The organism is Pseudomonas sp. NPDC088885, from assembly GCF_044750025.1.
In the GTDB taxonomy this organism is placed as follows: Bacteria; Pseudomonadota; Gammaproteobacteria; order Pseudomonadales; family Pseudomonadaceae; genus Aquipseudomonas; species Aquipseudomonas rustica.
Window position 1 is genome coordinate 1 of record NZ_JBIVJB010000162.1, and the last position, 5,394, is coordinate 5,394.

Consider the following 5,394-nt stretch of genomic DNA (forward strand, 5'->3'; position numbering starts at 1 on the left):
GTCGCGGTGACGTACGTAAAGCCAAGCTGTACTACCTGCGCGACCTGTCGGGTAAAGCAGCTCGCATCAAGGAAAAACTGGCTTAAGTCCAGCTTCCGATGCAGAAAAAAGCAGCCTACGGGCTGCTTTTTTGTTGCCGTAATAAACTGCCCCCGTCCTGTAGGAGCTGCCGAAGGCTGCGATCTTTTGATCCTGTTTTCGATTTGCAGTCTACGTTTTACGAGTCATTTCACATGTCTACCCGCGACCAGGAAATCGAACGCCGCACCGAACTCTCGGTGACCCGCGTCACCAAAGCCGTCTTCCCGCCGACCACCAACCACCACAACACCCTGTTCGGCGGCACGGCGCTGGCGTGGATGGACGAAGTCTCGTTCATCACCGCCACACGCTTCTGCCGCTTGCCGCTGGTGACCGTGTCCACCGACCGCATCGACTTCAACCACGCGATCCCGGCTGGCTCGATCGTTGAGTTAGTGGGCAAGGTGATCAAGGTCGGCAACACCAGCCTCAAGGTTGAGGTGGAAGTGTTTGTTGAAAGCATGAGCTGTGATGGTCGAGAGAAGGCGATTCATGGGCAGTTCAGCTTTGTCGCGATTGATGACGACAAGCGGCCGGTGCCGGTGCTACCGGGTTTTGCAGTCTGATCCGGAACCGAGTCGCGCCCTTCGCGAGCAAGCCCGCTCCCACAGGGTTTGTGCCGGACACAATTGTTGTGTTCACACCGATCACTGTGGGAGCGGGCTTGCTCGCGAAGGCGTCAGATCAGGCGCCGCTGCTCTCAGGTTGAATCAACGCCAATAACGTCCACCCCGACCCCGGCTTCGCGACAGTCTCCGGCGTCACCACATGCACCCAGCCGCTGTCATCGCGCATAAACAGCAACGTCGCGCGATTACCATGCAGCGCCCGGTAATCATCCCAACTGAAGCCATCCGTCAACGTCGTGCTGTACAACTCCCCCCCCTGGCCGATCTGACTGGCCAGCTTCGCGTAGGTAAACGCTTCGCTGCCCAACTGATTGCCACGATGCTCAAGACTCGCCCGGTGCTTGTCACTGCGACGGCTTTCCTGACCACTCGCCAAACCAAACAAGCGCTGATGCCCGAAGTCATGACGGAAACGCATCGCCGCCAAGGTATTCAGCTCACCCGACGGCGACAGCGCCAGCAAATGCCCCAGCCCGACCAGATCCAGATGCGCATCGGCATGCTGCGAGGCCGGATTGCCGAAGTACGTCGGCAAACCTTCCATGCGTGCGGCACGAATGTTTTCCCAGCTTGAATCGGTCAGCAATACCCGGCTGCCCAATTGCTGCAACGACTTGGCCAGCTCGCGTGCCGGGCCATTGGCGCCGACGATCAGGAAGCCGCTCGGCGCCGGCTCGGCCACCTTAAGCAAACGTGCCAACGGGCGCGCCGTCGCGCTTTGCAGCACCACCGTGCCGATGATCACCGCGAACGTCAGCGGCACCAGCAGCAGCGCCCCTTCATGCCCGGCCTCGTGAAGACGAATCGCAAAAATCGCCGACACCGCCGCCGCGACAATTCCGCGCGGCGCGATCCAGCACAGCAGCGCACGCTCGCGCCAGCTCAGGCTCGAACCGGCGGTACTGAGCAGCACGTTCAGCGGTCGGGCGATGAACTGAATCACCACTAACAAAATCAGTACCAACGGCCCAAGGCCCATCAACGCGTACAAATCCAGACGCGCCGCGAGCAAAATGAACAACCCGGAAATCAGCAGCACGCTGAGGTTTTCCTTGAAGTGCAGAATGTGCCGCACGTCCACGCCTTTCATATTCGCCAGCCACATGCCCATCAGCGTCACCGCCAGCAGGCCGGACTCGTGCATCACCTCGTTGGAGGCAATGAAAATCCCCAGCACCGCCGCCAGCGACGCGAGGTTATGCAGATACTCCGGCAGCCATTGCCGGCGGATCACCGTCCCCAGCAGCCAGCCACCGACAACGCCGAACACCGCGCCACACAGAATCACCCCGCCAAACGTAAACATACTCTGCTTGAGCCCATGACCTTCAGCACTGGCAATAATGAAGCTATAAACCACAACGGCGAGGAGGGCGCCGATCGGGTCGATGACGATGCCTTCCCAGCGCAGAATGTTGGCGATGGAGGATTTCGGCCGCACTACGCGCAGCATCGGCACAATCACCGTCGGGCCGGTGACCAGCGTCAGGCTGCCGAAGAGGATGGCCAGCATCCAGTCGAAACCAAGCAGATAGTGCGTGGCGACGGCGATGACGACCCAGGTCGACAGCGCACCGATGGTCACCAGACGATGCACGACGCTGCCGATTTCTTTCCATTCCGACAGGTGCAGCGTCAGGCTGCCCTCGAACAGAATCAGCGCCACCGCCAGCGATACCAGCGGCATCAGCAAAGGGCCGAACATCTCTTGTGGATCGAGCAGCCCCAATACCGGCCCGACCAAAATTCCCGTCACCAGCAGAAACAGAATCGCCGGCAGCTTCAGGCGCCATGCCAGCCATTGGCAGCCCAATGCGGCGACACCGATGCCACCGAATGCCAATAGGATTTGCTGCTCGTTCATTGAAGCTCCCTGTTCCTTGAAATGGCGCGCTGTGAAAGACTAGCGCGCATTATTACTGTTCATTTTCTATTTGCGTACAGCGCTTTTGCCTGTGCGTGCAGAGTGCCCATGGCTGCCATTGACCACCCGCTGATTGATCAATTCCTCGACGCTTTATGGCTGGAGAAAGGCCTGTCCGACAACACCCGTGACGCCTATCGCAGTGACCTGGCGTTGTTCAACGGCTGGGTGCAGGAGAAAAATCTGGAGCTGATCAATGCCGGTCGCGAATTGATCCTCGATCATCTGGCCTGGCGCCTTGAGCAAAACTACAAACCGCGCTCGACGGCGAGATTTCTCTCCGGCGTACGTGGCTTCTATCGCTACTTGCTGCGCGAGAAGATGATTTCCGTCGACCCGACGTTACGTGTCGAAATGCCGCAGCTGGGTCGGCCGTTGCCCAAGTCGTTGTCGGAAGCTGACGTGGAAGCGCTGCTGAAGGCGCCGGATCTCAGCGAAGCCATCGGTCAGCGTGATCGCGCCATGCTTGAAGTGTTGTATGCCTGCGGCCTGCGGGTGACCGAATTAATCAGCCTCACGCTGGAACAGGTCAACTTGCGTCAGGGTGTGTTGCGGGTGATGGGCAAGGGCAGTAAGGAGCGGCTGGTGCCGATGGGCGAGGAAGCGATTGTCTGGGTCGAGCGCTACATGCGCGATGGGCGCGGTGAACTGCTCGGCGGGCGGCCCAGCGATGTGCTGTTCCCCAGTCAGCGCGGCGAGCAGATGACCCGGCAGACATTCTGGCACCGCATCAAGCATCAGGCCAAGGTCGCGGGGATTGGCAAGTCGTTGTCGCCGCATACGTTGCGCCATGCGTTCGCCACGCACCTGCTCAACCACGGCGCGGATTTGCGCGTGGTGCAGATGCTGCTGGGCCACAGCGACCTCTCCACCACGCAAATCTACACCCACGTCGCCCGCGCCCGCCTGCAAGAGCTGCACGCCAAACACCACCCGCGCGGCTGACACATCCCCTTTGTTTGAAATACTTATCTGTGGTGAGGGGATTTATCCCCGACGGGCTGCGCAGCGGCCCCAAACCTGGCTTGCTCGGTTTGTCTGATGGATCGGGTTGGATGGTTTTGGGGCTGCTTCGCAACCCAGCGGGGATAAATCCCCTCACCACAATAATGTGTGTCAGTTACATGTGGGTGTAGCAGTTGCAGAGGCAATGCGTTGCGCGTGGTGCAGACGTTGTTGGGCCAAAGCGACCTCTCGACGACGCAAAGTTTGAAATACTTATCTGTGGTGAGGGGATTTATCCCCGACGGGCTGCGTAGCGGCCCCAAACCTGGCTTGCTCGGTTTGTCTGATGGATCGGGTTGGATGGTTTTAGGGCTGCTTCGCAACCCAGCGGGGATAAATCCCCTCACCACAATAATGTGTGTCAGTCCCATGTGGGTGTAGCAGTTGCAGAAGCAATGCGTTGCGCGTGGTGCAGATGCTGCTGGGCCACAGCGACCTTTCAACCACGCAAATCTACACCCACGTCGCCCGCGCCCGTCTGCAAGAGCTGCACGCCAAACACCACCCGCGCGGCTGACACATCCCCTAATCTTGGAACACTGACCTGTGGCGAGGGGATTTATCCCCGTTCGGCTGCGCAGCAGTCGCAAACCCGGCTGCCTCGGTTTTGACTGAAAGATCGCGATGGATGGTTTTGGGGCTGCTTCGCAACCCAGCGGGGATAAATCCCCTCACCACAATAATGTGTGTCAGATGAATGTGGGTGTGTGTCAGTTGTACAAGCATGAAGGGTGTGTCAGTTACACATGAATGTATGGCGACAGGCGCATTCGGCCACCGTGGCCTTATGTGTTAGGCTTTGCCGGTTTGCACGATGGACGGTTATGACCCGGTGTTTCGGCACGGGCGTTCTGATCGTTCCATTTGTCCGCCTTCAGGAGTTCTCATGCGTCTGACCCAGATTTTCGCCGCCGCAGCCATTGCGTTGGTCAGCACCTTTGCCGTCGCCGATGACGCGGCCGACAAAGCGATTCGTCAAAGCCTGGAAAAACTCGAACTCGAGGTTCCGGTAGAAAGCATCAATGCCAGCCCGTTGCCAGGCATGTACGAAGTCAAACTCAAAGGCAGCCGCGTGCTCTACGCCAGCGCCGATGGCCAGTACATCGTTCAGGGTTACCTGTTCCAGCTCAAGGACGGCAAACCGGTCAACCTGACCGAGAAAACCGAACGCCTGGGCGTCTCCAAACTGGTCAACGCCATTCCGGTTGCCGAAACCGTGGTCTACCCGGCCATCGGCGAAACCAAATCGCACATCACCGTGTTCACCGACACCACCTGCCCGTACTGCCACAAGCTGCACGCCGAAGTGCCTGAGCTGAACAAGCGCGGCATCGAAGTGCGCTATGTTGCGTTCCCGCGTCAGGGCCTCGGTTCGCCGGGTGACGAGCAACTGCAAGCCGTGTGGTGCTCGAAAGACAAGAAAGCCGCCATGGACAAAATGGTCGATGGCAAGGAAATCAAGGCCGCCAAGTGCGAGAACCCGGTTTCCAAACAGTTCGCTCTGGGTCAGTCGATTGGCGTGAACGGTACACCGGCCATCGTTTTGGCCGACGGACAAGTCATTCCGGGCTACCAGCCTGCGCCACAAGTCGCCAAACTGGCGCTGGGCGCGAAGTAATTCGCATCGTCACGGTCAGCCGCTGACGATCATGGTTCGGCAGCAACTGCTCGTCGGTATACAGCGCACTGTCGCCAAGACTCGATGGCATGAACAGCGCGACCAAACCCACCAAAGGCGCAACAGCCGCACTGGAT

5 protein-coding genes and 2 pseudogenes are annotated in these 5,394 nt (G+C 59.2%); 5 read left to right on the forward strand and 2 right to left on the reverse strand.

Going from position 1 to position 5,394, the window contains the following annotated elements; all coding sequences use genetic code 11:
- Both ACIP1X_RS27525 and ACIP1X_RS27530 read left to right on the forward strand, forming a co-directional pair.
- Window positions 1-86 (forward strand): 50S ribosomal protein L19 (locus ACIP1X_RS27525; RefSeq protein WP_400499420.1); only part of this gene is annotated, 86 nt, incomplete at its 5' end.
- A 147-nt stretch (window positions 87-233) separates the two neighbouring features.
- Complete coding sequence (locus ACIP1X_RS27530) at window positions 234-647, forward strand: acyl-CoA thioesterase (RefSeq protein ID WP_400755843.1); 414 nt, start codon at window positions 234-236, stop codon at window positions 645-647.
- A gap of 118 nt (window positions 648-765) precedes the next feature.
- Here the strand turns inward: ACIP1X_RS27530 and ACIP1X_RS27535 are convergent, their stop codons facing one another.
- Window positions 766-2,574, reverse strand: a complete 1,809-nt coding sequence (locus ACIP1X_RS27535) for a cation:proton antiporter (RefSeq protein ID WP_400755844.1) — start codon at window positions 2,572-2,574, stop codon at window positions 766-768.
- 108 nt (window positions 2,575-2,682) lie between these two features.
- Between ACIP1X_RS27535 and xerD the strand changes: the two genes are divergently transcribed.
- The 3 genes and pseudogenes from xerD to dsbC all read left to right on the forward strand — a co-directional run bounded on the left by xerD (window position 2,683) and on the right by dsbC (window position 5,257).
- Entirely contained in the window at window positions 2,683-3,579 is an 897-nt protein-coding gene (xerD, locus tag ACIP1X_RS27540) for a site-specific tyrosine recombinase XerD (RefSeq protein WP_053117450.1), read from the forward strand.
- Window positions 3,580-4,039: 460 nt separating this feature from the next.
- Window positions 4,040-4,156 (forward strand): annotated as a pseudogene (locus ACIP1X_RS27545) (tyrosine-type recombinase/integrase); the annotation flags it as partial.
- A gap of 369 nt (window positions 4,157-4,525) precedes the next feature.
- Window positions 4,526-5,257 carry a bifunctional protein-disulfide isomerase/oxidoreductase DsbC gene (dsbC, locus tag ACIP1X_RS27550; RefSeq protein ID WP_053117452.1) on the forward strand — a complete coding sequence of 244 codons (732 nt, stop codon included), beginning with the start codon at window positions 4,526-4,528 and terminating at the stop codon, window positions 5,255-5,257.
- On the opposite strand, the pseudogene ACIP1X_RS27555 reads toward dsbC, so the two are convergent.
- A pseudogene (locus ACIP1X_RS27555) lies at window positions 5,199-5,394 on the reverse strand (hypothetical protein); the annotation flags it as partial. The gene dsbC and the pseudogene ACIP1X_RS27555 overlap by 59 nt on opposite strands.

What these genes read in the sequence shown, in the direction of transcription:
- ACIP1X_RS27530 (WP_400755843.1), top strand. Translation starts at nt 234, where the DNA reads ATGTCTACCCGCGACCAGGAAATCGAACGCCGCACCGAACTCTCGGTG.
- ACIP1X_RS27535 (WP_400755844.1), bottom strand. Translation starts at nt 2,574, where the DNA reads ATGAACGAGCAGCAAATCCTATTGGCATTCGGTGGCATCGGTGTCGCC.
- xerD (WP_053117450.1), top strand. Translation starts at nt 2,683, where the DNA reads ATGGCTGCCATTGACCACCCGCTGATTGATCAATTCCTCGACGCTTTA.
- dsbC (WP_053117452.1), top strand. Translation starts at nt 4,526, where the DNA reads ATGCGTCTGACCCAGATTTTCGCCGCCGCAGCCATTGCGTTGGTCAGC.